Genomic DNA, 23853 nt, shown 5'->3' with positions numbered 1-23853 from the left:
AAGATTTTCAATCGAGATGGCGGGAAGTGCCCGAAAGCAACTCACCTTTGTTAAATAAACGTGATTGACATGGAAAACCCCGATTTTTCAAATAATAGAAAGCAGGGCTGAAATATCAAAAGAATTACTGAACCTACGTTTTCGAGGAAAAATAAAATTGCCACAGAAACACAGAATTCACAGAAGAAATTTATCAAAACAGGCTAAAATTAAAATGATAAATAAATGGTCTGTGGAGACACAGACCATGGTTTACCGACTATTCAGCGTCGTAAATAATTACCTTCTCAAATAATTCTCTAAATTCATCAAGAAATGCTTTATGTAAATCATGAACCTGATATACATCATGCGCAGCCAAATCTTCAAAAAAGATAGTTAAACTGTAGGTGTAAGTTACATCAACAACAGCACGTTCGATTGGTGCAGGTTTACCGATATGGAAAGTTTTAACAACTTCTATATCCTCAAGGCTTTGTAAACCTTTATGAAATGCGCTTTTTTGTTCTTCGGTGGTATCGGCTTTTAGCCAAAATAAAACGTGGTGTGCTATCATCAATTTAATTTTTTTCCAAATATACTAAATGCCATAACCTACCTGTTTGTATTTTGAAAAACTTACCTAACTATTAAAGTTTAGAAGGAGTAATTCCGTAAGCTTTTTTAAAGGCGAAAGAAAAGTGTGAGAAGTCTTTAAAACCCACTTCCATATATACATCTGACGATTTCCATCCTTTTTCCTTTAAAAGGTAATGTGCATCTTCAAGCCTTTTTTGTTGTATCCATCGATTGGGTGAAGTTCCATAAATCTTTTCGAAATCTCTTTTAAAGGTTGCCAAACTTCTACCCGTGAGGTATGCAAAACGATTTATATCTACATTAAATTTGTAATGCTCATTCATGTAAGCTTCCAAATCAATTTTCCCTGGCTCGGTAAAATCAAATAAAATATTTTTTAGCTCAGGATTGGTTTGCAGCAAAATCAAAATTGCTTCTTTAACTTTTATTTTGGTAAGAGATTTATCGTTTGCATTATCCAAATAGGGTTTTAGCGATTCAATATAATTGAGTAGTAATGTTTTAGGCTCTAACTTTAAGCCCAAAATATTACCATCAGGCTTTAGCGCATGCAAATCGTACTCGGCACTTACAGCTTTTAAGGTTTCTTGATCAAAAATTATCGAAATGGATTTGTATTCGCCTCCTTGAGGAGGATATTTCGTGTACTTAGCCAATTGATTTCTTCTGAAAAACCGGAACTCACCATCACCAAAAACAAATTTTTGCCCACCAATAAATATTTCTGATGAACCAGAAATAACGTAGCCAAAAGTATGGTTAGGAATAAAATGTTCGCCCTCACTACTTTTTTTATGATAGCATGAATATAGTATCCCTGTTTGATTTTTTAGGCTTGCCATGGTATAAATTTAGCTTAAAGATTTTAGTGTCTGAAAAATAAAATGAATTAGAGGCAGGTGTTCCTCACCTCCAATTCAAAATGATATCTATTTTTTTGTGAAGCTTTTTCCTAATTCTGTATCCAGGAAATTGGTAGATTCATCATGATCGGTAGATAAACTTACTTCCATCCATTTTTCCATTTCAGTGGCTCTTGCCTCATCTGCAAATTTTAGCATACCAATTGCTTCGCTTCCTAAAACCAAATGCATTGGCGGCTGTGGATGTTTGGCTAAATCCACAATAACTTTTGCAGCCTTTTCAGGATCGCCGGTTGGAACAAAATTCCCATTTTGAAAGAAATCACTTCGAAGATCTACCAAATCATAACCTTCAACTCTTGGCGCATAAGTCATAGATTCTCCTGCCCAATCAGTGCGAAAGCCTCCTGGTTCTACGCTGGTTACTAAAATACCTAAGTCGGCTACTTCTTTTGCTAAAGATTCGGTGAAGCCGCTTAAGCCGAATTTTGCTGCCTGATAAATACTTACCGCAGCATTACCAACGCGACCACCTACTGATGAAATTTGTAAAATACGACCAGAGCGCTGTTTGCGCATGTAAGGCAATACGGCTCTTGTAATTTCAATTGGTGCGTATAAATTTGTTTCTAGCTGATTTCGAACTTGCTCATCTGTAAATGCTTCTGCGGCACCTACAATCCCGAATCCGGCATTGTTTACCAATACATCAATTTTGCCAAAATGCGCTACCGCAGTTTTAACGGCTGAATGAACCTGTGGATAATCGGTAACATCAAGCTGAATTGGTAAAACTTTATTTGGATATTTTTCTTCCAAATCTTTTAAGGCATTAATATTTCTTGCTGTAGCGGCAACTTTATCTCCACTTGCTAAAACTGCCTCTGTAATTTTTTTTCCCAAACCGCGGGAACTTCCTGTAATAAACCAAACTTTTTCCATTTTCTTTATTTTTTGTTAAGTCAAAGTTATGGTGAAATCGAAGTGGCAGTTTTGTTATAAAGCTCAAGTTAATGTGTTATAAAGCTCATGACATATATAGAACTATTTCTTGCTTTAAATGTTAATTACAGATAAAATTAATGTTATGGCTAAGGAAAAGAAAAAAGATAAAAAGAAAAAAGGTAAAAAAAAGGGCGGCAAAAAAAACAAACTTGGTGTAAAAAACTCGCTTGTAAATAATATCAATGCCAGAAAGAAGAAGGGAAAATCGAGATCAAAAAAGAAATCGAAAATTAGCAAAAAGGCTTACAAGAAAATGAAAGAAGGCTGGAAAAACTAGGCTGTTTTAGTCTAAATCAAACCGTCTAAAATCATTAATTTGGCTTTTAAAATGGCTGTTACGCTCATAGAATCAGTAATTTCGCCTCTCAATACCATTTGATAAACATCTTCAAAAGGTAGTTTTTTTACAACTAATTGTTCTGTTTCTTCGGGCATTGCAATACCCTGAATTAAGTTGGTTGCAATGTAAATGATGCTCAATTCATCGCTAACAGAATTTGATAAATGCATGCGCTGAATTTCTAACCAATTTTCAGCGCTCAAACCGGTTTCTTCCAGAAGTTCTCGTCTTGCGCTATCTAATGGATCGGAACCTAAAGGACCGCCGCCTTCAGGAATTTCCCAACTGTAAGCTTTTAAAGGATACCGATATTGCCCAACCAACCAGGTGTTGTAGTTTTCATCCAAAGGCAAAATCCCAATTGCCAGATTTTTAAAATGCACTTCGCCATATATCCCATTTCCGCCAGAAGGATTTATAACCTGATGTTCGGTTAACCGAATCCAATTGTTATCATATTTTACTTCACTCTGAAGCGTTTGCCAGGGATTGGTTTCTTCCATAATGCAAGTTAGAAATTTCGCTATTAGAATGAAACTTTTATCGATTACGAATACAGAATGCCTTTTGTGATTTTAATTACCACAAAAGGCATAAAGTTTTTAAATTATATGGATAATTTAGAAAGAACCTTCGTCAGGTCTGTTTTCCTGTTGTTGATCTTCTTTCTTAGTTTTCTTAACGTTATTGAATAAAGTTTTACCAAAACGATAAGAAAACGTTAGGTTACCCATTGTGCCTTGCATACGGCGTTGAAAATCAATATAAGTATTCGAACCTTCGGTAGTCATGCTCCAGGCACGGGTGTTGAAAATATCTCTGATATTTAAGCTTAATGAAGCCTTTTTATTCGGGAAATCATATTTTGCACCACCATCAATACCGTACATAGCGTTACGTCTTCCTTGTGCCATAACTTCAGCAGCACGGTAATCGCCACGGAACTGGAACGATAAATTTTTGATGGCCGAAATATTAGCCGTTAAATTTGCATTCCAGCTAAAACCACTATTATCGACAATACCAAAAGCTGGTACGCCATCAATTTTACTTTGATATAAGTTTACGTTTGTAGTAAAGTTTAAAGCCTTTATTAAATCGAAACGACCAATTAACTCTACACCACTATTTATGGATCTGGTTAAGTTTTGAGGCGTAGTTGTAATAATACCAGCTGCATCAGGTTCTGTTCTCACCCTTTGAATTACATCATTGGTTTGACGGAAATATATGCTTGATGTTAAAGTTACCTTTTTGAAATATTTACTATAACCCAACTCGAACGAATGTACATCTTCTGGCAATAAATTAGGGTTACCTGCTCTGTAATTTAGCGGATCTGATACATCTAAAAATGGATTGGTATCCCAAGGTCTTGGTCGGTTAACGCGACGAGTATAACTTAAATTTACCTGCTGTTCGCCTGATAATTTCTGCGTTAAAAATATGCTTGGATATAATCTATTGTATTTAATTCTGCCCAGCGTTGTGTAAAGCACATTTCCGTTAAAACCCTGCAATTCTGTACTTAATTGGGCATTTTCTGCCCTTAAACCAATCTGGTAACCAAAATCTTTAATTTGATTTTGATAGTTAAGATATAAAGCGTGAACCTGATCCTTACTTTCAAAGTTATTGTTTAAGCGATTGTTGCTAATGAAGATGTTAGAATTTCCAACCACCGAATCGGCCACCTGATTGTTATCACCTAAACGAATTTGGCTACGATAACCAGCCTCAATTTTACCCGCTTTACCAACCGGCAATGCATAATCGGCCTGTATATTATAATTCGTATTGTTACCTATATTATTGGTATTCTGAATGGAGGGACTAGGGTTAACCGCGTTTCCATTTTGGTTGTAAACCTGTGTGTTGTAGGTTTGAAAGTTATTATTATCACCTTCAGAATAGCCAAAGTTAAAAGTTAATTCTTCTTTTGGTTTTTTAAACTTTAAACTATAATCTAAATTCAAATCGAAACTGCTTCCATCGCCATTGTTGGTGTTATTTCTATTGCTAAGCGAAACAGGATTTAATGCACTATTTAATTGGTTGATGTTAATAAACTCGTCTCTTTCATTCAAACGGCTATTAAAACCACCTGAAAGACTAATTACACTCTTATCAGATAAGTAATAATCTAATCCTGCTTTTACATTATGCCCTTTATCTAAAGAAGTAGAGTTTGTATTTTGATTTGCAAACGCAATAGAACTTAGGCTGTTTAAGTAGGTAATATCCTGATAACCGCCACCTAAGCGATTGCCATAACGATAGCTGTAATTCCCATAAAGGTTAATTTTACTGTTCTGAAAACTTAAATTGGTGTTTCCATTATAATTGTCTCTATTACCAGCAGTTAGAGCCACCGAACCGTTAAAGCCTAACTTAGTATTTTTCTTAAGTACGATATTAATTATACCCGATTGGCCTTCAGCATCATATTTGGCTGATGGGTTGGTAATTAACTCAACACTTTCTATCGAACTTGCAGGTATCGAAGCTAAAATTTGGGCAACATTACCACCTGCAATTAACGATGGTTTTCCATCAATTAAAACCCTTACACCAGATGAGCCACGTAAACTTACGTTTCCATCAATATCAGTTTGAACAGAAGGAACGTTTGCCAATAAATCCGTCGCAGAGCCACCCTCGCTTACCAAACTTTGGTCAACCGAAAAAACTTTTTTATCAATACCCATCTGCATAGCTGCCTTTTGGGCTGTTACCGTAACATCTTTAAGTACGTTACCAGCTGCGGTGTTCATTTTAATTTCACCGAAGGCTAAAGTTCCAGTAGCTGCAGTAATTACAACATTATCTCTAACCATGGTTTGATAACCAACAAAACTAATTTTAAAGGTAAATGTTCCGGCAGGTAGATCGCTCATGGTAAAAGCACCATTCATATCCGTTTGAGCTATTTTTACATTGGCTTTGGTAGCCTTATCAAGTAAAACGGCTGTTGCGAAGGGAATAGTTTCCTGGGTTTTGGCATCTTTTAATACACCAGTTATTTTGGCTTTACCGCCAGTTTGTGCAAATAAACCTAAAGAAAGAAGAAGTAAGAACGTAGTGATTTGTATTGTTTTCGATTGTAAAAGTCTCATTAAATTTAAAAAGTTTTATAGTTTTCGTAAAGAGTGACAAAGAAACGGCAACTAAGTTTAATATAAGTGCCGTAACTATTTTATTACAGCGGTTTTACAGTAATATTTTTGTGGGTTTTCTAGCTCAATTTTGACTATTTAACATAGAGGCTTTCTTAATGAGAATCAAACAATATTACAATTGAACAATTATGAAAATGCTACTTTTGCCTTACCATGATTAAGAAAATATTAATTGTTGATGATTTGCATCCTGCCTTTAAAGAAGAGGCAATAAAGTTGGGTTACGAGGTAGATGATGAACCAAAAATTACACGCGAAGAAACTTTAAGCCGAATTGCAGATTATGAAGGCATCGCGGTTAGAACAAAGTTCAAAATTGATGCTGAAATTTTCGCCGCAGCAAGTAATTTGAAATTTGTTGCTCGTGCGGGTGCGGGCTTAGATAATATTGATGAGAAAGTTGCCTTAGAGCGAAACATCAAACTCCTTAATGCCCCAGAAGGGAATTGCGATGCCGTTGGCGAGCATGCAACTGGTTTACTTTTATCTTTGATGAATAATTTCCGCAGGGCGGATATAGAAATTAGAAACGGGATTTGGGATAGAGAAGGTAGCCGTGGTTACGAATTAAAAGGTAAAAAAGTTGGTATAATTGGCTATGGTTTCATGGGACAAAGTTTCGCCAGAAAGCTTGCAGGTTTCGAGGTTGATGTAATGGCTTATGATAAATATAAAACTGGTTTTAGTGATGCCTTTGCCCGAGAAGTAAGCATGGAAGAAATTGTAAAGCACAGTGATGTGTTGAGTTTACACATTCCCTTAACTACCGAAACTAAACAGATGGTTGATGATGAATATTTCTTTCATTTTAAAAAACCAATATTCTTTATCAATACTGCCAGAGGTGAAATTGTAAATACGAAAGCGGTGCTAAACAATTTAAAATCAGGTAAAATTTTGGGCGCAGGTTTAGATGTTCTGGAAACTGAAAAGTTCCCTGCCTTAAGCGAACAAAGCTGGTATGAAGAATTAAAGGTAAACGATAAAGTTATTTTAACACCACATGTTGGCGGCTGGACATTCGATTCTTACCGAAAAATTTCGGAGGTGTTGGCTGAAAAGTTGAAGGCTCTGTAAGCGTTATTTCTTCCAGATAATTTTTACAGCGGATATTTTAGATTGCTTCGTACCTCGCAATGACGCCGCCACACCGTCATTGCGAGGTACGAAGCATCTGATACATTAAAATAATCTTAACATCCTTAATCTCCTCCCCCAACCTTTCCTTAAAAAACCTGCCTCAAATCAATCTTATTTCCTTAAATTGGCAATACATTTCTAACTAATTATATCATGCCGAAAGATCATCTATACAAAACCACCGTAACCTGGACAGGCAATAAAGGTTCGGGCACAATGGATTACCGCTCTTACGATCGCGATTATTTAATTTCTGTTAAGGGTAAAGCTGATATATCTGGTTCATCAGATTCTGCTTTCTTGGGGGATAAATCTAAATACAACCCTGAAGATTTATTGCTATCATCTATTTCGAGTTGCCACATGCTTTGGTATTTGCATTTATGCTCAAAAAATGAAATTGTGGTAATTGATTATAAAGATGAGGCCGTTGGTACAATGGAAGAATCGGCAGATGGAAGTGGTAAATTTAGAGAAGTAACATTGCATCCGCAGGTTTTAATAGCCGATAAAGCTCATTTCGAACTTGCAGAAACCCTGCATAAAGAGGCTAATAAAATGTGTTTTATTGCAAATTCCCTAAATTTCCCTGTTAAACACGAAGCGAGTTGTAATGCGGAAAATGGCTAACAGTTTTCAGTTAACAGTTTTCAGTTAACAGTTTTCAGTTGGCGGTTCTCACTACTGAAAACCGCCAACTGAACACCGAACTATTTTACTTCGTAAATATTATCAATAGGCGTAGCGTCCATAAAAATGCCGCCATCTAATTTAATCGATTTTATTTTACGGTTCGTGTTAATGGTCATCGTCATTTCTTTCTGGTTGACTTTCCAAACCGCTGGTGTTTTATGAATGGTTTCTGTTTTGCCTTCGGTATCCGTTACCATAATATCAAAAGGAATTGCAAATCCACCTTCATTTTTAATTACAAAAGTTGCTTTCCCGCTAGAGATTTGAGGTTTAGTTATAGCTAAATCAATGTAATTATTGGTGAAAAACCAATTTTGGAAAAACCAATTTAAATTCTGACCAGAACCTGTATTCATCGAATTAAAATAATCCCATGGAATTGGATGTTTTCCATTCCAATTATCCATATAATGATGAAGTGCTTTTTTAAATAAATCATCACCTAACATATCTTTCAACGCGATGTAAGAAAGTGAAGCCTTTCCGTAAGAATTGTTTCCATAACCCGAACCAGAAACCTGGTCAGACATTGAAATTATTGGCTGGTCTTCTTCTGCAGATTTATCATTGATGTAACGCTGAACCCTAAAAGTTTTATAAAATTTATCAGCAGCCTCTTTTCCATGTTCGGCAATGCCAATTAAATATTCTAAAGTTGTTGCCCAACCTTCATCCATATACGCATAACGGGTTTCGTTAATGCCCATGTAAAATGGAAAATAAGTATGCGCTACTTCGTGGTCTTGTACCAGTTGCGCAAAAACTGGGTCGCCTGCATCAGAATCGTTCACCATCATTGGGTATTCCATATCTGCAAAACCTTGAAAAGCAGTCATTTTTGAGAAAGGATAAGGAACGCCCGGCCAGTTATTCGAGAACCACTTCAACGCGTATAAATTGTTTTTTACAGAGTTTGGGAAATCTTTTGATTTTACATTGTATGCAGCTTGTGTACTAACCCTTCTGTTGGCTTTAGCATCTACAATAACGCTTGCAGCATCCCAAAGGTACGTGCTACTTAAACCGAAACAGACATCGGTGATGTGGTTGGCTGTAAACTTCCAGGTGTTCCAATCTTTTTGTAAGGTAACTTTTCCATCTTTAAGTTCTTGCTCGATGGCAATGTGTTGTATTTCATCCGTTAGGTATGATTTTTTTAAACGAGATGCAATTTCCGGCTGCAAAACTTCATCAGGATTTAATAAATCACCCGTGGCATACACCACATAGTTTTTTGGTGCTTTAACGGAGAAGGTATAATCGTTAAAGTCGTTGTAAAACTCGGCTCTATCTGAATGTGGAATTCTATCCCAACCATTGTAATCATCGTAAACAGAAATCCTTGGGTAACTGTATGCAACGTACAAAGTAGTCGGGTCAATTTGCCCTTCTCTGCCACTTTCTTTCGATAGAGGATAATCCCAGTCTATTTTTACAGTGATTTTAGATTTTGGCAATAACGGCTTCTTCAGTCTTACATTGCCAACGGTTCCCCAATCGTTTTCGTTTACCGCAATGGCTTCTCCATCAACAGAAAATGCAGATATATTTAAACCTGTGGTTAAAAAATCCTGACTCACGCTTCCACTTCTTGGGGCTGTAGGTTTATGCAAATTATTTACAAAACGAATTACAAGCGTTCTTAAAGTATCAGTACTGTTGTTGCTATATACAATTTCTTCGGTTCCGCTGACAACTTTTGTATCAGCGTCAACTTTAATATCCATATTGTATTTGCCGTGATTTTGCCAATAATTTACACCTGGTTTACCATTAATAGAACGTGTGCCTTTAGCATAAGCAGCTTTAATGTTTCGTGGCATGTAAAGTTCTTGTGCTGAGACAAGATAACTTCCTAAACACATTATAAGGGCTATTGAAAATAATTTTTTCATTTGATGAATAATTTTGGCTAAGCTAAAAATAATGGATGAATTTAGAATGAAGGCAAATGGAAATTTTAAAAAATCAGCATTGTTAATCTTGCTACCAAATCCTAATCTTAAAATCTAATAATCCTAAAAATCTTGGCTAATCACAAAAATGATGTTCTTTTATTTGCTTTTGTAATTTCCACATTTTATCTTCGTTATAATTGAAGCAAGACTATGTAGCAAACCAACTATATAGTCTTGTTTGTTTTTTACAGCGTTTGATTAAATTAATAGAGCAATGACAGAGGTAACGTACTACACCCAAGAGGGCTTAGATAAATTAAAAGAGGAAGTTCATTATTTAACAACCACAGGTCGCCAGCTTATATCTAAAGCTATTGCCGAGGCGAGAGATAAAGGTGATTTATCTGAAAATGCAGAATATGATGCAGCCAAGGAAGCACAAGGTTTGCATGAGGCAAAAATATCTAAACTAAAAAATACTTTAGCAAATGCCCGTTTAATTGATGAATCGAAAATGGATTTATCAAAAGTGCTTGCATTATCGATAGTAAAAATTAAAAATGTTAAAAATGGAGCAACCATGACTTATCAATTGGTTGCAGAAACTGAAGCAGATTTAAAAACCGGAAAAATCTCTGTGAAATCGCCAATTGCACAAGGTTTGCTTGGTAAATCAGTTGGCGAATTTGCCGAAATTGAAGTGCCTGCCGGTAAAATGCAATTTGAAGTTTTAGAAATATCAAGATAAGGTAGAGGGTGGAAGGTAGATGGCATAAGGCTGACTTTCCACTTTTAAACCCTACACTTTAAAACCCTTTACCTCCCACCTTTATGACTATATTTTCGAAAATTGTTGCAGGAGAAATTAGCGCACATGTTGTAGCTGAAACTGTAGAATATTTAGCTTTTTTAGATGTTCAACCTTTAACCGCAGGCCACGTTTTAGTTATTCCGAAGGTAGAAAGAGATTATCTTTTTGATATGGAAGAAGACCTTTACGTAGGCCTTTGGATGTTTGCGAAAATTGTTGCAAAAGGTGTAAAAATCGCCTTTCCGTGCAAAAAGGTTGGTGTTTCTGTAATTGGATTAGAAGTACCTCATGCTCACATTCATTTAATACCAATGAACAACGTGAGTGACATGAATTTTAGCAAAGAAAAATTAAATCCTACCCAAGAAGAACTTGCAGAAGCCGCAGAAAAAATTCGCCAGGCTTTATTAGAGGAATAACCAATTACATTTTGTTATTTTTTTGTAAAGTGGCTTTGTTCTGGTAAGGGCACAAAATCTGTTTCGCCTGGAACCGGCTTAAAACTTTGATTTAACCATTTGGTTTTAGCTTCATCAATAAGCGTTTTATCTGTTGCTACAAAATTCCAGTAAATGAAGCGTTCTTCTGGAAATGGTTCGCCGCCAAAAATATAAACTGTTGTGTTTTCATGCATTTCAAATTCACAGAGCTTAGCATTGTTGGCAATTAATATGTGTTTTGGCTCAAAAATATTGCCTTCACTTTCTATGGCTCCATCTAAAATATAAAGTGCACTTTCTCCGAACAAGTCATCGCCAATATTTAACTTTTGCCTCGATGAACTTTTAATCTCGATAAAATAAAGCGGACTGTAAACCGGTACCGGAGATTTTTTCCCAAATGCTTCACCTGCTATTAGTTTAAACTTCAATCCATTTTCTTCCCAATGAGGAATTTCTTGTTCTTCGACATGGAAGAACTCAGGTTCCATTTGCTCTAAATGCTTTGGTAAAGCAACCCAAATTTGCAAACCATGAAGCATCTTATCTGTGGTTCTCAAATAATCTGGAGTACGTTCTGAATGTACAATACCGCTGCCGGAAGTCATCCAATTTACTTGCCCAGGTTTTATAACTACATCATTGCCTAAACTATCCTTATGTGTAATTTCTCCTTCAAATAAAAATGTTAAAGTTGATAAACCAATGTGTGGGTGTGGTGGAACATCTAGATTTTCATGGTCGCTCATAGCAGCCGGACCCATGTGGTCGATAAAAGAAAAAGGCCCAACCATTCGCTTTTCTCTAAAAGGCAATAATCTGCCAACCATAAAGTTGCCGATATTGGCTGGGCGTTCATCTATAATAAGCGAAATATTCGACATGGGTTTTAATTTTTTAAAAGTGAATTTAAGGAAAAACTTATCAAAATGATAATCAAAAAAAGGCATCCCTTTCGAGATGCCTTTAATATATTTAAGTAGAGCTTAAACTAATTCTGCTAAAGCCTCTTTACTAAAGCCTTTTAATTGGTCAAGGTGGTTATTTTTGATTTTTTCTACCCATTGTGGATCAGATAAAAGGACACGACCAACAGCAATTAAGTCAAAATCGCCTCTATCCATTCTGCGTACCAACTCATCTAAAGAACTTGGTTGAGAACTTTGTCCGGCAAAAGCGCCAAAGAAATCGCCATCTAAACCTACTGAACCAACAGAAATGGTTGCTTTACCAGTGATTTTTTTAGCCCAGCCTGCAAAATTCAAATCAGAACCATCAAATTCTGGCTCCCAGAAACGGCGTTGAGAACAGTGGAAAATATCGATTCCAGCATCTGCCATTGGCGTTAACCATTGTTCCATTTCAGCCTCGTTTTTAGCCAATTTATAATCATAAGCAGCAGGTTTAAATTGAGATAAACGAATGATCAAAGCAAAATCTTCACCAACTCTTTTACGCACTTCTTTAATTACTTCAACTGCAAACCTGGTGCGTTCTGCCAAAGTTTTACCACCATAAATATCGCTACGGTTGTTTGTTGCATCCCAAAAAAATTGATCAATTAAATATTGATGTGCACCATGAATTTCTACGGTATCAAAACCTAAAGCCTTTGCATCGGCGGCTGCTTGTCCAAATGCGGCTATTGTATCAGCAATTGCTGAATCTGTCATGGCAACGCCATTCTCAAAACCCGGACTGTTAAAACTAGATGGACCTTCAAAAGGTGCGCTTGGCAACCACCCTGAAGCGTGATTAGCAGAAATACCCTGATGCCAAATTTGTGGCCCCATTTGTCCGTTCTTTTCTTGCACATCGTTAATAACTTTATGCCATCCTGCTAATGCCTTTTCGCCGTAAAAATGCGGAATGTTTGGGTCGGCAGAAGCTGATGGTCTGTCAATTACCGTTCCTTCTGATAAGATTAAACCCACTTCGGCATCAGCTCTTTTTGCATAATATTCGGCAACATCGGCAGTTGGTACACCATCAGGTGAAAACGAACGCGTCATTGGAGCCATTACAATTCTATTTTTTGTGTTTAATGTTTTCAGATTAAATGGTCTGAATAAACTATCTGTATTCATAATATTAAAATTTATAATTCGGAATTGATGATTTTACTTAATTGTTCTATGCCTTCTTTATTGCGTTTATAGTATGTCCACTGCCCAACTCGGGTTGCAGAAACTAAATCGGCACGTTGTAAAATGGATAGATACTCTGAAATTGTACTTTGAGATAAACCAGCTTTTAATTGTATTTGACCAACGCAAACGCCAATGTTTTCAAAATCGGCATTTGGTTGCTCCGGAAAGTTCTCTGCAGGCGCTTTAAGCCAATTTAAAATTTGCAAACGGGTTTTGTTCGAAAGGGCTTTAAAAATTTCTACCTGATCCATAACACAAATGTATATCGGCTTTTCCCGATATGCCAATATTATTTAGCAAGTTGACAATAATATGTAAATGGAGGATGGATACTGTGGAAATGGGTTAAGATAGATATTTGCAATTTCTGCAAAAAAAGAACGGGGATAAATCATACCGACCTATCCCCGTCATCTAAATTAACGCTCTCGAATATATAAACACCAAAAATTGTTATTTATTATCTCGAGCTGAATTTTTTTTATTTTTTTACAGCTGGCTTTTTAGCAACTGCTTTTGGCTTCTTCTCTACTAATGGTAAATCTTCCTTTGCCTCTACTTTTTTCTTTGCTGGTGCCTTAGTTTTTTTCGGTTCTGCAACAGCTTTTTCTTCAACTTCAACCTTTTTCTTTGCTGGTGCTTTAGCTTTTTTAGGTTCTGCTACAACTTCTTCTTCAGCTTTTTTCTTTGCCGTTGCTTTAGCTTTTTTTGCCTCAACTACTGGTGTTTCAATAGCAACCTCTTCTTTAGCTTTAGGGGCATCAACCTGATTTAAGTAATTTGCTAAAACTTGTTTTAAATAAATCTCTGGTTTTGGCATGTTAATTACCGTACCTGGTTCTTTATCCTGAGATTGTTTAATATATGCTGATTTAATTTTGCCCCAATCTTTCGAGTATAATTTGATAAACATCTCTACGAATTGTTCATCTGTATATTTTTTAGACAGCCTGCCCAGCACTGCCTGAATTTTTTCTTCCTTTTTATGTAATACCGCCATCGTTTTAATTTTGCACAAAGATAACCGATAAACATGTAAATAGCGCATGTAAACTTTTTACCAGTTTTCTTATTGCATATTGGTTGTTAATCAGGTTATTATTAGATAAAATCTGTTATCTCAAAGCTTTAAATTTTTTCTAATATAAGATGCTCAACAGGTTCTACACGTTTATGGCTTTTAATTTCGCTTTGATGCAACTTTCTGTAAGAGAAGCAACCTATTAATACCGCAATCGCTCCTTGAAATAAAACTGTGTTTTGTGTACCAACAAGTTGAGAAATGCTACCAATTAATAATCCACCTAAAGGTTGCATACCAAAGAAGGCCATAGCATAAAAGCTGATAACTCTGCCTCTCATGTTTGGATCGACTGTGGTTTGTATTAATGTATTGCTAATTGTAATTTGCGACATCATTCCAAAACCTGAAACTGTTGCAAAAATTAAAGCAATAGGATAAAAAGTGGTATGAGAGAATAACGCCAATCCGGCACCGAAAACTAAAGTGTTTATTGCTAAAATTTTCCGTAGGTTTTTACCAGGTTTTAATGAGGCTAAAAACATAGCCCCCGAAAAAGCCCCTAAACCTATTACACTATCAATAACTCCAAAGGTTGAGGCTGTTCCTTTAAAAATATCTTTAGCATAAACAGGAATCAATGTGCTAAAAGGCAAAACAAATAAACTTATCAGCGCCAGCATAATTAAAACAGATGCAATAGATGGCTTTGCTTTTATGTAAGCAAAACCTTCTTTCAACTCGCCCACTATATTTTTTGTATGTGGTTTTGAAATATATTTAGGCAACTTCATCATTAATAACGAGCCAATAACGGCAATAAAACTTACTGCGTTTAAGCCAAAACAGATATCATAGCCAAATTTTTCTAAAGCCAAACCTGCTAAACCTGGTCCAATTAATCTCGATAAATTAACCATCGAAGAATTTAATGCCAAAGCGTTTGGTAAATCTGTTTTATCATCAACCATTTCATACACCAATGATTGCCTGGCTGGAACGTCAAAAGCATTAATTAAACCTAATAAAGCACTTAAGGCTATAATTTGCCACATATCATAATGTTTTGTAAAAATCAAAACCGTCATTAATAGGGCTTGAACCATCGAGGCGATTTGTGTAAATAATAATAGCTTATACCTATCATATCTATCGGATGCAACCCCGCCAATAAATGAAAAAATGAAGGAAGGAAAAAGGCTTGCGAAAAGCGTTAATCCGAGCATAAAGTTTGAGTGTGTTTGCTCGTAAACTACCCAGCTTACAGCTGTTTTTTGCATCCAAGTTCCGATTAAGGAAATGGATTGGCCACCAAAGTAGAGGCGGTAATTACGGCTTTTAAATGCATTAAATGTACTGATGTTCATAATTCAAGGCCATCTGACTAATAATTAACCAGTTTTGTTAAAGGACCTATAGCTTCTTTTAAAATTAATTGTTCTTGTTCTGTGCAAACTTCTGTGATGGCTTTGCTCAACCATTCATCTCGCTCATGCCTAACTTGCTGTAACATTTCTTTCCCGATTGGAGATAGCGAAATGTGAATTTTTCGTTTATCGGTTTCAGATGCGGTTTTAGAAATGAGATTTAACGCTGTAAGATGGTTTAATAATTGCCCCATAGATTGTGGCGTGATTTTCTCTAACACGGCAAGTTCTGCAGATAATAAATAATCATGCTGCTCCAATAAAACCAAAATTGAGCGCTCTGTTTGTGATAATACCGTATTTGATGGTGAAAGCTTTCGTAGTTTACGATTTAATCTAGCCAATACCGGCCGCAGTGCTGATGCTAAAACGTTGCTTTTTTCTGAACTCATTTTTGTAAGTATAACTTATAAGTTTACCTTACAAATATAAAATAATTTTAATCAAGTGTTTTTGCGAAAAACTTTAATTTACATTTAAAAGATTTTTGTAGCGAGAGATTCAATACATAATTTCAAACAGATCTATTTATGGGTTATAGATTTTGGCTTCTACTATTAACAAACAATCAAATTTCTATCTTTGTAAAATAAAAATATACTAATGAGTAAGTTTTTCGGCTACATTTTAAGTCCAATTTTTTATTTTTTCTTTGGGTTAACGCTATGCATTTTTCATCCTATACAATGGGTTTGCTATAAATTTTTTGGATACAAAGCCCATAAAATTTCTGTAGATGCGTTAAACTTCTTCCTTACTTATTGTCAGGTTTTTTTGCTTAACAGCGTTAGTTTCAAAAATAGCTTTGATTTACCAACTGATAGACCAATTATTTTTGCGTCAAATCATCAAAGTATGTATGATATCCCATCATTAATCTGGTTTTTACGAAAGCACCATGCAAAGTTCATTTCAAAAATCGAATTAACTAAAGGAATACCGTCTATTTCGATAAATTTAAGACTTGGTGGTGGGGCAAATATTGACAGGAAAGATAATAAACAGGCTATTTCGGAGATTATTAAACTTGGCCGGAGGATGAAAGATAACAATTGGAGCACTGTGATTTTTCCAGAAGGAACAAGAGCAAAAGATGGAAGATTAAAAACATTTCAGTTTGGTGGCGTAGCAACTTTATTAAAAGTTGTTCCTAACGCTTTGGTTGTGCCAGTTGCAATAGAAAACTCATGGAAAATTGTTCGTTTTGGATTGTTTCCACTTACTACCGGGCATGGTTTAAAATGGACAGTATTACAACCAATTGAGCCTGCATGCAAAGCCCCTGAAGAAATTACCTTACAAATTGAAACCGAAATCAGAAAAGTTTTAGGGCAAATTTAGTATTAGGATAGAGCTTTGTAGTATCAAGATTAAAGTATCAAGATAGATTTAAAAGGTTAGGCAAGTTTATTCAATCAGACAAACTGAGCGCCCTATAAGCTTTGACAACTTTATTTCTAAAGCGCTATAAAAGTTGTCAAAGCTAAATTCACGGAACCAGTGATAATTTTATTTTTAAACTTTCTTCGGAGGAAGATCAAAAGCTATAGCTTCATGTTCGAAATGGCCATTATGGGCACCATCGCAAAAAGGCTTGTTTTTAGATAATCCGCATCTACAAATTGATAAAACAGTTCTGCCTTGTAAGCCGTATTCGTTTCCGTTTCTATCTACGATTTCGAAATCGCCTTCTATTTTAACCGAACCGTTATTGTTTATTGTTAGTTTTGTTTTAGACATACTACAAACTTATAACAATAGAATTTAGTTCCGCATTTTCATTTTAATTTAGAAACGTTCTGTGTTTTGCCTATCAAAAAACTGGCTGAGTGAAATCATAAAAGGTCATCATGCCTTTATATTTGGGTATTATCCAATTGAAACATGATGACCTTAAATAAATTATTGACTACTTAATTTTTCTTACTCCCAATCTTCTATAAAATCCATTCCACCCATACCAATTGGAGCACCCGGAGGCATAACTTGTGCAGGTTCAGGTTGAAATTTTGATGGAGATTCTTCAAACTCTTTTATTTGAGATAATGCATATAAAATGTTTGCTTTTTGTTTTGGAGCAGCATTGGCCAACCTTCCATTCATCCACGATTTTAATTCTGAAATCTCCAATAAAGCTTCTCCCCTAACATTTTCTCCAGCACGATTATTTACTGCCAATTGTAATAAGTATTTTAATGTAAGATTATTTACCATTATTTGCAGTTGCCCTTTATAACCCGATACAGGTTCTGCTTTCCAGGTTTTAGCAATTAATTTTTCAACTACAGCAATTAGCCCTGGCTGCTCAGAATCGCGGGAATTGTATTCTACCAATCGCGAAGCACGTTCAGGATTTAGTAAAGAAGAAATGGTTTCATTTGCAGCAGCTTCGGCAGTCGCAATTGGATCGAAAGTTGGCCCGGTGTAACCACTAAATGTTTCTGCCGAGGCAGGATAACCTGAAGGGCGGGGTGGTATTTTTTGTATTAAACTTTCGGGTAAAGCCAAGGCTTCAGGACTAACCGTTGCCATCAAAGCATCGAACGCGGCCCACTGCTGTGCAGGTTCTACCATATTTGTTGGTTTCTGACCATCATTCTTTACGGCATGGGTGAAATACAGTCCGCCAATATTTTTCGCAACAGCTTCAATCTCATAACGATGTAGTAAATAAATTGGCACCAGAACTTCTTCCAAAGTTGCCAAGGGTGCATCTTTAACAATTGCCTTTTCAGAGAAGTTGTCTAAAACTGTTCTACGGATTTTCATCAACCGATAAAGCTCCGTGATTGTGTTTTCACCATCTTCCCATTGGTTTGCATTTGGATGTGTATATCCACCAATATCAGGAATGTATTGAAAACCCTGCTTCAATGTTTCATTCATGATTTTATCCAGCTCTGCATTTTCATCAGCACCTTTTGGAAAATCACTGTAACCCCACATTATGGCTCTCTTATCCCAGCTACCAATACCTTTTGCATAGGCATCAGATAAATCAATACTACCATCAGCCTTTTGTTTTATTCGTGGGAAAGGATAATCCATTACCGATGCCCTTTCTTTCGGGCTTGCGGCAAAATTATGGTTTAGGCCAAGTGTGTGACCAATTTCGTGGGCTGACAATTGTCTGATTCTGGAAATCGCCATTTCTTCCATTACTTTACTAACAGGTTTTCCATCGGTATATGGCTGCAATAAACCTTCGGCAATTAAATAATCCTGGCGATGACGGTCGGAACCTAGCGTTACCACACCTTTTATAATTTCACCTGTTCTTGGATCGCTATATGATGAGCCATAAGAAAACGCCCTTGGACTTCCGGCTCGGGTAATCCAGTTCACAACATTATAACGAATGTCCATCGGGTCGGCGCCTTCAGGTAATTCTTTAACTTGGAAAGCGTTTTTATAACCAGCAGCCTCAAAAGCTTCATTCCAAAAAGCGCCTCCTTCAATCAATGCTTTCTTTATCGGGGCAGGCGCTCCTCTATCAATATAATAAACAATCGGCTCAACAGCCTCACTTACTGTAGCATTTTTATCTTTCTTTTCTAACCGATGTCTGCGGGTGAAACGCTTAACCAAAGGCTCAGACATTGGCGCAGAAAAATCGGTATAGCTAAACATTTGATAACTTGAGCGTGGGTCGAATTTGCGCTGTTCAAAATTATTGTCTGGCAATTCTACGAAAGATTGATGCATTCTAACGGTAACCGCATTTGCATCTGGCGCAATATTCCCTCGTCCGCTTGCTGCACCACCTGTAAAGGTAAGTATGGCTTCAAATTCCGTGTTCTTTGGGAAGTTTTTGGTATTTGGAAGATACACCGCAGAACGCGTTTCATCAACACGATAAGTTGCACCGCCCGTTGCTGCACCTCTACCACCAGCACCACCTGATGATGCAGGGGCACCAATTGTTGCACCAATATTCTGACTATCGCGAATTATGAAAGGTGTCAAATCAATTAGTGCTTTATCGCCCTCAAGTGCTACAGGGGCAAAACCCCAAATTATTGATTTAGCAAAAGAGCCTTCTACAGTTTTAATTTCATCAGCATTGCCATTTCCAGCACGGTACGCCAGGTTTGGCTCTAAAAGAAAAACCTTCGGACCAACCTTTATAAATCTAGCTACATTTGCCGAAGCTCCACCACGCTCGGCATTTCTGCCTGCACCATCTGTAAGTGAACTGAAATACAGAAAATCTTTATCAAACTGATTTATTTCTACAAAAACTTTCCCGGTTTTTTCATCATAATAAAAATTGAAATAACCTTCATACTTTTTAAAATCTTTTGTAAAAGCAGAAATACTTGCTGCCGGAGCAGTAGGTTGCGTTCGACCTGCTGGAGGATTTGTTTGTGCAAGCAATGGTGGACAAGCAAACAGGGGCAAAAGAACGACTAGTGCGTAAAATTTTTTATTCATAAGGATTTTTGGTTTGGTTTAAAGAAGGGCAAACTTTAATGCGTTACATTGTTGTTGCTAAACAAATATAATTTAAACGATGATTAACAATAACTTAGCAGCGTAACTTTTTAATAGCGAAGTGAATTATTTTTAATATAAATTTCTAAACTTCGTAGCGTATGGAGCTATTAGCTCGTTTAAGCTTAAAATCTAAATAATTAAATATGCGCTATCTTCCATTAATATTTTTAATCGCAATTCTTTTTGGCTGCTCTAAGCAATCAGAAAATGGTAAAATTGTAGAGTTGTATGTAGATCATTATGAGCAGGCAGGCAAACAAATGATTTATTCATTACCAGAAAAAAGCCCTATTACAACATATTTAGAAGGATTTAATGAGCGTGAATTAGGTTACACTTATAAAGTAAAAGCACAAATTTATAAACCTGAAGTAGCTCCACAAGACGGGCCAGATAGGTGGTATGTTTTTATGAAAGTTATTAGCAAAGAAATTTTCTCAAGCACGGAACCATTCGAAATATCACTAAAAACAAGTAGCTTATTTGCCACACCTCTTGCAATTCGCTTACAAAATCAGATTTTCTATTATGGCAACTACATTTTAACACCTGAAAATGATGCGGTAAGAAAACAACTTGAAGAAGTTATTGCGTTAAAAAATAAACTAGATACTGATGCTAAATACGCTGCAACAGTTTTAATTAATGCAACTGTTGTACACGACCCGAACAACAGACGGAATGGTTATCTTGTAAAATCAGTAAAGATTCAATAATTAGAAATATTAAATGTTCAAATTATAACAAGCAAAAATTTGAACATTTAATAAGAAGTTAAACCGCTGAAAGATTGACATAAATTTATTTTTATTGTAACAACTTCCTCAATTTTAATATCTTAGTTTAAATTTAACATTATGTTAGAATTAGTGTTAGAATTCTTATTCGGAGCAACTTCAATAGCTGGAAGCAAAAAGAATAAATTTACTTCAAAACCAAATTTTGTGGCTTTACTAGTTGTATGGTGTGTTTTAGTATTATCCATTACCTTGATTTTTGGGTAGAAAACATAATAATTTCCGCTACAATTAATTCTAATTGTATATCAACTCGGATTTGTGCTTAGCTATAAAATCAACCCATTTTACCGGTTGCTTTCCAGTAATTTGATGGAAATTATCAAAAGTTTCGTCGGCTCCGGGAATAGTACCTGCTGCATATCTTTTCCAATGTTCGTAAACACAGTTCATGTATGCCATTTCAGCACCTGCATTTTTCATCGATTGTAAAAAAACCTCTGGCGAAAGCGGTTCATATTTAAAAGGCTTCCCGATTGCTGTGGTCATTAATTCTGCAATTTCACCGAAAGTTTTAGCATCATAACCCAATCTGTACGTTTTGTTTAAATGCAATTCTGGCTCGGCAAGTGCTAAAGATGCTACTAAAGCAACATCATCTACATCTACCCAACTCAACCTTGCTCCTTCCACGTAGGCATTTATCACACCGTTTTTAATCGCCTTTTCACCACCATAACTCAGTAGATTTTGCATAAAAGTTTCAGGACGTAAGTGTGTGTAAGAAAATCCGGCCCACTCTATATAACGCTCAACAAGTTGATGCCAAGCCCAATGTGCTACTGTTGTATCATCACCGCCACATGCACCCAAATGCACAACGTGTTTTACACCAGCTTTTTTTGCATTATCTAGCAAACTCTTGCTTTGTTTAAGCATATCAACTGTATAACCCGTAATTATAAACACCCTGTCGATTTCCTCGAACACAGTTTGATGTGTTCTTTCATCATCAAAATCGAGAATTACAGTTTCTATACCTTTGTTGGTAAATGGAATGGCCTTTTCTTTGGAACGAACCGCCGCAACAAGTTGTATTTCTTTGTTATTTATTAAAAAATCTATCGTTTTGCTTCCTACCTGTCCGGTGGCACCTGTAATTAGAATCTTCGGAAGTTTTTTATCAGACATAATATTATTTTTTTTGCTACCTCAAAAGTAAACCAACCAAAATTATAGAAAGTTGATCTGCATCATGAAATAACCTTATTTCCGTAAAGCAATATTTTTACGGATGCGGCTTAATGTTTCAGGAGCAAGCCCGAGGTAAGAGGCTATTAGATTTTGTGGTAGTCTTTGAATAATTTCTGGATTAGAATCAACTAATTGTAGATATTTTTCCTCTGCTGTAAAAGTGTTAGAACTAACTAGTCTTCGTTCTTTGGTTACAATACTATTTTGAAAAAGAATGCGAAAGTAGCGATCCATTATTGGCACTTTAAGCGTCATTTCCTCAAAGTCTGTTCGAGAGATCATAAGCAGCTCAGAATCTTCAATTGCATCTATGCTTAAAGTTGCAGGTTCGCCCGTCAAAAAACTATGAATGTCTGATGTCCACCAACCTTCCCATGCAAACATGGTAACATGCTCAATTCCCTTATCATCCAGATGGTAAGAACGAAGTAAGCCCTTTTCTACAAAACTCATATAGTTGCAAACATCACCTTCGTGTAACAGATGTTGTTTTTTGATTATTTTCTTGGAGATGAAAAAAGCTTGAATTGATATTTTCTCTGCTTCACTTAGTGATACCTTCTTTAAAACATGTAAAAAAAAGACTTCGAACATTGAGATTAAATTTCTAACAGATGAACAAATATATTCTTTTTTATTACCGATTTTAAAGTTTCAGCATCATAGCACCTCTGTAAATTGCGTTATAATTCTCTACCTTTAAATTAAAAAACCGAATACGCTATGGAGCAAAAATTAGAAGTTTGGCAACGAGGACCATTACCCGAATACATCCCTGTTTTGCAGCCAATAGTTCACGCCCTTTTACAAGCAAGAGAAGAAGTAAATGAGTATATGTTCAACTTTCCTAAAAGTTTACTTTGGGTACGCCCAGCAAATATGGCTTCTGCAGGCTTCCATTTGCAGCATTTAAGCGGCGTTCTAGATAGGGTTTTTACTTACGCAAGAGCAGAAAAACTAACAGAATATCAGTTTGAACAATTAGCCGAAGAAGGTAAAAATTCTTTAAATGGTTACGAAATTGAAGAACTGGTTAACCGCTTTAATAAACAGGTAGATGCCGCACTAGAACAATTAAAAATTACTGGCGAACATACGTTATCCGATTTTAGAGGTGTTGGTCGAGCTGGTTTGCCTTCCACAGTAATTGGTTTGCTTTTTCACGCCGCCGAACATACCATGCGCCACGTGGGGCAGTTAATGGTTACCGTAGCAGTAGTAAAAGCGCAAGAAGGTGATATATTGTAAACGATAATCATTTTTCTTAATTTACTATTAAGGGAAGTTCCAAAAGATTTATAACAAAAAAAACCTGTAATATTTACAGGTTTTTTTGCAATTGATTAATTTTAGAAGTAGCCCGCAGGGGAATAATTACTTTATTATAACCCATTGGTTTTCAATTTCTTTAAATGATTTTATTAACCTACACACCGAATTACTCACCATGTTTTTGATTGAGAAATTACTCCGAATCTTACATTCTAAGGTACGATTTAGATTGAATAAATCAAACCAATTTGTAGAGATAACGGAGGGTACAGATCAACATTTACTTAGACCTTTTATTTGATTCTTAATGTAATCTATTTATAACAGACCCCGACGAGGATCGAACTCAACCTATTTAAAGGCTGTTTAGGGCACTTTTTTATGTGTTTTTATTTAAAACTCACCAATTTCCTAAACACAGATTTGAGCCTATTTTGCATTGCAAATCTAATAGGTTAAAAATCATAAAAAAAGAGTAGAAAGACAAGCTAAAAATATGAACAAACTTTTTGTTGTGTATACTTTATAATAATCGGCCATAAAGTAT

Annotated in this window: 24 protein-coding genes; 8 read left to right on the top strand and 16 right to left on the bottom strand. The window is 35.9% G+C overall.

Annotated elements, in window-relative coordinates; all coding sequences use genetic code 11:
- Positions 1–259: 259 nt before the first annotated feature.
- The 3 genes from ACFOWA_RS18610 to ACFOWA_RS18600 form a co-directional block, all read right to left on the bottom strand.
- Positions 260–556 (bottom strand): Dabb family protein, encoded by a 297-nt coding sequence (locus ACFOWA_RS18610; RefSeq protein ID WP_378988178.1) that lies wholly within the window; start codon positions 554–556, stop codon positions 260–262.
- Positions 557–629: 73 nt separating this feature from the next.
- Entirely contained in the window at positions 630–1421 is a 792-nt protein-coding gene (locus tag ACFOWA_RS18605; protein ID WP_378988175.1) for a helix-turn-helix domain-containing protein, read from the bottom strand.
- 87 nt (positions 1422–1508) lie between these two features.
- Positions 1509–2384: an oxidoreductase gene (locus ACFOWA_RS18600; RefSeq protein WP_378988172.1), complete on the bottom strand. Its 876-nt coding sequence runs from the start codon at positions 2382–2384 to the stop codon at positions 1509–1511.
- A gap of 145 nt (positions 2385–2529) precedes the next feature.
- Here ACFOWA_RS18600 and ACFOWA_RS18595 point away from each other — a divergent pair, with 145 nt between their 5' ends.
- Positions 2530–2724, top strand: coding sequence for a hypothetical protein (locus ACFOWA_RS18595; RefSeq protein WP_378988169.1), 195 nt, complete (start codon positions 2530–2532; stop codon positions 2722–2724).
- Positions 2725–2735: 11 nt separating this feature from the next.
- On the opposite strand, the gene ACFOWA_RS18590 is transcribed toward ACFOWA_RS18595, so the two are convergent.
- Complete coding sequence (locus ACFOWA_RS18590) at positions 2736–3290, bottom strand: NUDIX domain-containing protein (RefSeq protein WP_378988167.1); 555 nt, start codon at positions 3288–3290, stop codon at positions 2736–2738.
- 117 nt (positions 3291–3407) lie between these two features.
- Positions 3408–5903: a TonB-dependent receptor domain-containing protein gene (locus ACFOWA_RS18585; protein WP_378988164.1), complete on the bottom strand. Its 2496-nt coding sequence runs from the start codon at positions 5901–5903 to the stop codon at positions 3408–3410.
- A gap of 216 nt (positions 5904–6119) precedes the next feature.
- Here ACFOWA_RS18585 and ACFOWA_RS18580 point away from each other — a divergent pair, with 216 nt between their 5' ends.
- The gene (locus ACFOWA_RS18580; RefSeq protein ID WP_378988161.1) at positions 6120–7043 is read left to right on the top strand and encodes a 2-hydroxyacid dehydrogenase; all 924 of its coding nucleotides are present in this window, start codon (positions 6120–6122) and stop codon (positions 7041–7043) included.
- A gap of 216 nt (positions 7044–7259) precedes the next feature.
- Positions 7260–7736 carry an OsmC family protein gene (locus tag ACFOWA_RS18575; protein WP_378988158.1) on the top strand — a complete coding sequence of 159 codons (477 nt, stop codon included), beginning with the start codon at positions 7260–7262 and terminating at the stop codon, positions 7734–7736.
- 80 nt (positions 7737–7816) lie between these two features.
- Here ACFOWA_RS18575 and ACFOWA_RS18570 read toward each other — a convergent pair whose 3' ends face one another.
- Positions 7817–9694 (bottom strand): M1 family metallopeptidase, encoded by a 1878-nt coding sequence (locus tag ACFOWA_RS18570; protein ID WP_378988155.1) that lies wholly within the window; start codon positions 9692–9694, stop codon positions 7817–7819.
- Positions 9695–9971: 277 nt separating this feature from the next.
- Here ACFOWA_RS18570 and greA point away from each other — a divergent pair, with 277 nt between their 5' ends.
- Together greA and ACFOWA_RS18560 are read left to right on the top strand one after the other, a co-directional pair.
- A complete protein-coding gene (greA, locus tag ACFOWA_RS18565) occupies positions 9972–10445 on the top strand; it encodes a transcription elongation factor GreA (protein WP_025146397.1) in 474 nt (157 codons plus the stop codon).
- Positions 10446–10528: 83 nt separating this feature from the next.
- Entirely contained in the window at positions 10529–10927 is a 399-nt protein-coding gene (locus ACFOWA_RS18560) for an HIT family protein (RefSeq protein ID WP_378988152.1), read from the top strand.
- A gap of 14 nt (positions 10928–10941) precedes the next feature.
- On the opposite strand, the gene ACFOWA_RS18555 is transcribed toward ACFOWA_RS18560, so the two are convergent.
- The 6 genes from ACFOWA_RS18555 to ACFOWA_RS18530 all read right to left on the bottom strand — a co-directional run bounded on the left by ACFOWA_RS18555 (position 10942) and on the right by ACFOWA_RS18530 (position 15938).
- Entirely contained in the window at positions 10942–11832 is an 891-nt protein-coding gene (locus ACFOWA_RS18555) for a pirin family protein (protein WP_378988149.1), read from the bottom strand.
- A gap of 102 nt (positions 11833–11934) precedes the next feature.
- Positions 11935–13035, bottom strand: a complete 1101-nt coding sequence (locus tag ACFOWA_RS18550; RefSeq protein WP_378988146.1) for an NADH:flavin oxidoreductase — start codon at positions 13033–13035, stop codon at positions 11935–11937.
- Between the two features lie 11 nt (positions 13036–13046).
- Positions 13047–13349, bottom strand: a complete 303-nt coding sequence (locus tag ACFOWA_RS18545) for an ArsR/SmtB family transcription factor (RefSeq protein ID WP_378988143.1) — start codon at positions 13347–13349, stop codon at positions 13047–13049.
- Between the two features lie 230 nt (positions 13350–13579).
- Positions 13580–14098, bottom strand: a complete 519-nt coding sequence (locus tag ACFOWA_RS18540; protein WP_378988140.1) for a hypothetical protein — start codon at positions 14096–14098, stop codon at positions 13580–13582.
- Positions 14099–14226: 128 nt separating this feature from the next.
- Positions 14227–15486 (bottom strand): MFS transporter, encoded by a 1260-nt coding sequence (locus ACFOWA_RS18535; RefSeq protein WP_378988137.1) that lies wholly within the window; start codon positions 15484–15486, stop codon positions 14227–14229.
- Between the two features lie 17 nt (positions 15487–15503).
- Positions 15504–15938 (bottom strand): MarR family winged helix-turn-helix transcriptional regulator, encoded by a 435-nt coding sequence (locus ACFOWA_RS18530; protein WP_378988134.1) that lies wholly within the window; start codon positions 15936–15938, stop codon positions 15504–15506.
- A gap of 211 nt (positions 15939–16149) precedes the next feature.
- Here ACFOWA_RS18530 and ACFOWA_RS18525 point away from each other — a divergent pair, with 211 nt between their 5' ends.
- Positions 16150–16887: a lysophospholipid acyltransferase family protein gene (locus ACFOWA_RS18525; RefSeq protein WP_378988131.1), complete on the top strand. Its 738-nt coding sequence runs from the start codon at positions 16150–16152 to the stop codon at positions 16885–16887.
- Positions 16888–17061: 174 nt separating this feature from the next.
- Here ACFOWA_RS18525 and ACFOWA_RS18520 read toward each other — a convergent pair whose 3' ends face one another.
- Both ACFOWA_RS18520 and ACFOWA_RS18515 read right to left on the bottom strand, forming a co-directional pair.
- On the bottom strand, positions 17062–17286 hold the full coding sequence (locus ACFOWA_RS18520; RefSeq protein ID WP_056087622.1) for a CDGSH iron-sulfur domain-containing protein: 225 nt from the start codon (positions 17284–17286) through the stop codon (positions 17062–17064).
- A 183-nt stretch (positions 17287–17469) separates the two neighbouring features.
- On the bottom strand, positions 17470–19980 hold the full coding sequence (locus tag ACFOWA_RS18515; RefSeq protein ID WP_378988128.1) for a zinc-dependent metalloprotease: 2511 nt from the start codon (positions 19978–19980) through the stop codon (positions 17470–17472).
- Between the two features lie 206 nt (positions 19981–20186).
- Between ACFOWA_RS18515 and ACFOWA_RS18510 the strand changes: the two genes are divergently transcribed.
- Positions 20187–20759 (top strand): hypothetical protein, encoded by a 573-nt coding sequence (locus ACFOWA_RS18510; RefSeq protein ID WP_378988125.1) that lies wholly within the window; start codon positions 20187–20189, stop codon positions 20757–20759.
- Positions 20760–21077: 318 nt separating this feature from the next.
- Here the strand turns inward: ACFOWA_RS18510 and ACFOWA_RS18505 are convergent, their stop codons facing one another.
- Positions 21078–21971 (bottom strand): SDR family oxidoreductase, encoded by an 894-nt coding sequence (locus ACFOWA_RS18505; protein WP_378988122.1) that lies wholly within the window; start codon positions 21969–21971, stop codon positions 21078–21080.
- A gap of 75 nt (positions 21972–22046) precedes the next feature.
- A complete protein-coding gene (locus ACFOWA_RS18500) occupies positions 22047–22628 on the bottom strand; it encodes a Crp/Fnr family transcriptional regulator (RefSeq protein WP_378988119.1) in 582 nt (193 codons plus the stop codon).
- 129 nt (positions 22629–22757) lie between these two features.
- Here ACFOWA_RS18500 and ACFOWA_RS18495 point away from each other — a divergent pair, with 129 nt between their 5' ends.
- The gene (locus ACFOWA_RS18495) at positions 22758–23282 is read left to right on the top strand and encodes a DinB family protein (protein ID WP_378988116.1); all 525 of its coding nucleotides are present in this window, start codon (positions 22758–22760) and stop codon (positions 23280–23282) included.
- Positions 23283–23853: the final 571 nt, after the last annotated feature.

Origin of the sequence: Pedobacter lithocola, from assembly GCF_042650845.1 — a bacterium.
Classification (GTDB): Bacteria; Bacteroidota; Bacteroidia; order Sphingobacteriales; family Sphingobacteriaceae; genus Pedobacter; species Pedobacter lithocola.
This window is presented reverse-complemented; position numbering and strand designations above follow the sequence as displayed.

Excerpts from the sequence above, each read along its gene's own strand:
- ACFOWA_RS18610 (WP_378988178.1), bottom strand. The coding sequence starts at position 556 with ATGATAGCACACCACGTTTTATTTTGGCTAAAAGCCGATACCACCGAA.
- ACFOWA_RS18605 (WP_378988175.1), bottom strand. The coding sequence starts at position 1,421 with ATGGCAAGCCTAAAAAATCAAACAGGGATACTATATTCATGCTATCAT.
- ACFOWA_RS18600 (WP_378988172.1), bottom strand. The coding sequence starts at position 2,384 with ATGGAAAAAGTTTGGTTTATTACAGGAAGTTCCCGCGGTTTGGGAAAA.
- ACFOWA_RS18595 (WP_378988169.1), top strand. The coding sequence starts at position 2,530 with ATGGCTAAGGAAAAGAAAAAAGATAAAAAGAAAAAAGGTAAAAAAAAG.
- ACFOWA_RS18590 (WP_378988167.1), bottom strand. The coding sequence starts at position 3,290 with ATGGAAGAAACCAATCCCTGGCAAACGCTTCAGAGTGAAGTAAAATAT.
- ACFOWA_RS18585 (WP_378988164.1), bottom strand. The coding sequence starts at position 5,903 with ATGAGACTTTTACAATCGAAAACAATACAAATCACTACGTTCTTACTT.
- ACFOWA_RS18580 (WP_378988161.1), top strand. The coding sequence starts at position 6,120 with ATGATTAAGAAAATATTAATTGTTGATGATTTGCATCCTGCCTTTAAA.
- ACFOWA_RS18575 (WP_378988158.1), top strand. The coding sequence starts at position 7,260 with ATGCCGAAAGATCATCTATACAAAACCACCGTAACCTGGACAGGCAAT.
- ACFOWA_RS18570 (WP_378988155.1), bottom strand. The coding sequence starts at position 9,694 with ATGAAAAAATTATTTTCAATAGCCCTTATAATGTGTTTAGGAAGTTAT.
- greA (WP_025146397.1), top strand. The coding sequence starts at position 9,972 with ATGACAGAGGTAACGTACTACACCCAAGAGGGCTTAGATAAATTAAAA.
- ACFOWA_RS18560 (WP_378988152.1), top strand. The coding sequence starts at position 10,529 with ATGACTATATTTTCGAAAATTGTTGCAGGAGAAATTAGCGCACATGTT.
- ACFOWA_RS18555 (WP_378988149.1), bottom strand. The coding sequence starts at position 11,832 with ATGTCGAATATTTCGCTTATTATAGATGAACGCCCAGCCAATATCGGC.
- ACFOWA_RS18550 (WP_378988146.1), bottom strand. The coding sequence starts at position 13,035 with ATGAATACAGATAGTTTATTCAGACCATTTAATCTGAAAACATTAAAC.
- ACFOWA_RS18545 (WP_378988143.1), bottom strand. The coding sequence starts at position 13,349 with ATGGATCAGGTAGAAATTTTTAAAGCCCTTTCGAACAAAACCCGTTTG.
- ACFOWA_RS18540 (WP_378988140.1), bottom strand. The coding sequence starts at position 14,098 with ATGGCGGTATTACATAAAAAGGAAGAAAAAATTCAGGCAGTGCTGGGC.
- ACFOWA_RS18535 (WP_378988137.1), bottom strand. The coding sequence starts at position 15,486 with ATGAACATCAGTACATTTAATGCATTTAAAAGCCGTAATTACCGCCTC.
- ACFOWA_RS18530 (WP_378988134.1), bottom strand. The coding sequence starts at position 15,938 with ATGAGTTCAGAAAAAAGCAACGTTTTAGCATCAGCACTGCGGCCGGTA.
- ACFOWA_RS18525 (WP_378988131.1), top strand. The coding sequence starts at position 16,150 with ATGAGTAAGTTTTTCGGCTACATTTTAAGTCCAATTTTTTATTTTTTC.
- ACFOWA_RS18520 (WP_056087622.1), bottom strand. The coding sequence starts at position 17,286 with ATGTCTAAAACAAAACTAACAATAAACAATAACGGTTCGGTTAAAATA.
- ACFOWA_RS18515 (WP_378988128.1), bottom strand. The coding sequence starts at position 19,980 with ATGAATAAAAAATTTTACGCACTAGTCGTTCTTTTGCCCCTGTTTGCT.
- ACFOWA_RS18510 (WP_378988125.1), top strand. The coding sequence starts at position 20,187 with ATGCGCTATCTTCCATTAATATTTTTAATCGCAATTCTTTTTGGCTGC.
- ACFOWA_RS18505 (WP_378988122.1), bottom strand. The coding sequence starts at position 21,971 with ATGTCTGATAAAAAACTTCCGAAGATTCTAATTACAGGTGCCACCGGA.
- ACFOWA_RS18500 (WP_378988119.1), bottom strand. The coding sequence starts at position 22,628 with ATGTTCGAAGTCTTTTTTTTACATGTTTTAAAGAAGGTATCACTAAGT.
- ACFOWA_RS18495 (WP_378988116.1), top strand. The coding sequence starts at position 22,758 with ATGGAGCAAAAATTAGAAGTTTGGCAACGAGGACCATTACCCGAATAC.